Raw genomic sequence first — 2,070 nt, 5'->3', positions numbered from 1 at the left:
GTCCCCCACCGCGTACCCCACCGCCTCCCCGTCAGCTCCCGGAACGGACCAGGCCACGCCGCCTCCCGACGACTCGACGGCGACCCCGCGGCCCGGAGACCAGGTCCTCTCCGCGCGGGTCAGTTACGGCTGGGCGTGGCCCGGACCCGGGCAACCGGCAACGATCGGTCATGACACCGCGGTTCCGATCGCCCCGCCGCCGAGTCCCCCGCTGTCGTCACTGACCTCGATCGGCGCGGGGGCGCATCCGTTCGCGTCGCCGCCGTACGACCAGCTGAGCTTCCGGTTCGAGGGCGGCTTCCCGGGCTATGAGCTCGAATACGTTCCGACGCTGACGGGGGACGCCAGCGGCCTGCCGATTCCGATGGACGGGACCGCCAGCATCCTGCGCGTGGTGTTCCGCCTCGCGCAAGCCCACACCGAGGACGGCAGTTCGAGTGTGCTCGAAGCGCCGCCCACTGCGGTGGGCCTGTCTGCGATCACCCGGTACGTCCCGGCCGGGGACTTCGAGGGCACCGTCAGCTACGGGATCGGGGTCGGGCATCCGGTGCCGAGCACCGTGAACACCGCCGTGCGGGTGTACGAGGTCGAACGGATCGAACAGGGCCGCCACCTCTACGTCGTGGCCGTGCAGGTCGACGCAAGCCCCTGGCGCTGACGAGCGGCATGCCAGAATCGTCTCATGGTGACTTCCCCGCTCGAACAGCACCCGCAGCCTGACCACGCCGCGGCGGTCGTGTCGGTCAGCCTCGATGACGCGCACCGGTTCAGCAAGCCGGCCGCGCCGCGCATCCGCCTGCTCGAAGGGCTCGGCGTCGAGGGCGACGCCCACGCGGGCGTCACCGTGCGGCATCGCTACCACGTGAAGAAGGACCCGACGGCGCCGAACCTCACCCAGGTGCACCTGATCCCCGCCGAGCTCTTCGACGAGCTCGCCCACCGCGGTTTCACCGTGCGGCCCGGCGAGCTCGGCGAGAACGTGACGACGAGAGGGATCGACCTCACCGCCCTCCCCCGCGGCACCCGGCTGTACCTCGGCGCTGACGCCGTCGTCGAACTGACCGGCCTGCGCAACCCCTGCTCGCTGATCAACGGGTACCAGGGCGGGCTGATGAAACAGCTCATCGACACGGATGCCGACGGCCGCATCACGCGCAAGGCCGGGGTGATGAGCGTGGTCGCGTCCGGAGGCACGGTCGAGGCCGGCGACACCATCCGGATCGAACTGCCCGAGGGGGAACGGGTCCCCCTCGACGTCGTCTGACGGTCTAGGCGATGACCGGTTCCGAGGCGTGGAACCACGGCGGGTACACGGCGACCTTCGGGCGGTGACCGGACTCTGCGAGAATGCCGCGCACGACATCACGGACCTTGTCGTTTGCGACGGCGACGATGGTGACGAGCTCGAACGGGAAGGTCTCTTCGACCAGGAGCTCGGCCTCGAGGAGCGCGGCCGCGTCCTTCTCGGCACGCAGCCGGCGGAGCACCCGGTCGCTCGTTTCCGGCGTCGCACCGACACGGGTCAGCGTGCCTGCTGCGTCGCCGTCGGTGACGGCGATGACACCGAGGGAGGACTCGCCCGGCCCGGACTGGGCCTCGACGATCTTCTTGACGGTGCTGACGAGGATCACGAAGTCGAAGTTCTCGGCGTACGGGGCGTCCCTGGACAGGCGCGGGTCCCCGGTGTTCGTGAGGATGCTGTCCCAGATGGTCGCGTTCGGGGAAAGGAAGAACGGCACGAAGTGCGCGACGGTCGTGTTCTCGGTGCCGGCGATCAGGGTGCTGCGGCGCTTCTCGCGATTCGGAGCCGACGAGATGTCGACGGCCGGTCGCACGGCCCAGGCCTCGCTCGCGTCGGCGAGGAGGCCGCCGCTCGAGAGGATGCCGGCGAGGTTGCGGATGTGGGTCAGGTGGTAGATGCGCTGTTCGCCGACGTTGTCGGGCGCGGATTTCGGTCCGATCGAAGACTTCGCCCTGGTCGAGGGGCGGGGACGGGCCACGCTCGTCACGCCGGAGGCGGCGCTCGCCGGGGCGCTTCGGAGCGACGGCGGCTTCGAGGCCTTCTTCGGG

2 protein-coding genes and 1 pseudogene are annotated in these 2,070 nt (G+C 70.3%); 2 read left to right on the top strand and 1 reads right to left on the bottom strand.

The annotated features are described in order from the left end of the window. Both QN350_RS19565 and QN350_RS19560 read left to right on the top strand, forming a co-directional pair. Nucleotides 1-658: pseudogene (locus tag QN350_RS19565) on the top strand (hypothetical protein); the annotation flags it as partial. Nucleotides 659-682: 24 nt separating this feature from the next. Then, complete coding sequence (locus QN350_RS19560) at nucleotides 683-1,264, top strand: MOSC domain-containing protein (RefSeq protein ID WP_322137670.1); 582 nt, start codon at nucleotides 683-685, stop codon at nucleotides 1,262-1,264. A gap of 4 nt (nucleotides 1,265-1,268) precedes the next feature. Here the strand turns inward: QN350_RS19560 and QN350_RS19555 are convergent. After that, nucleotides 1,269-2,070: DarT ssDNA thymidine ADP-ribosyltransferase family protein (locus QN350_RS19555; RefSeq protein WP_323517178.1), on the bottom strand; the 802-nt coding region annotated here is incomplete at its 5' end.

It is taken from the genome of Cryobacterium sp. 10I5 (genome assembly GCF_035019865.1).
Lineage (GTDB): Bacteria > Actinomycetota > Actinomycetes > Actinomycetales > Microbacteriaceae > Cryobacterium > Cryobacterium breve_A.
This window is presented reverse-complemented; position numbering and strand designations above follow the sequence as displayed.

Bases quoted from the DNA above. Each gene is read 5' to 3' on its own strand.
- QN350_RS19560 (WP_322137670.1), top strand. From the start codon at position 683: ATGGTGACTTCCCCGCTCGAACAGCACCCGCAGCCTGACCACGCCGCG.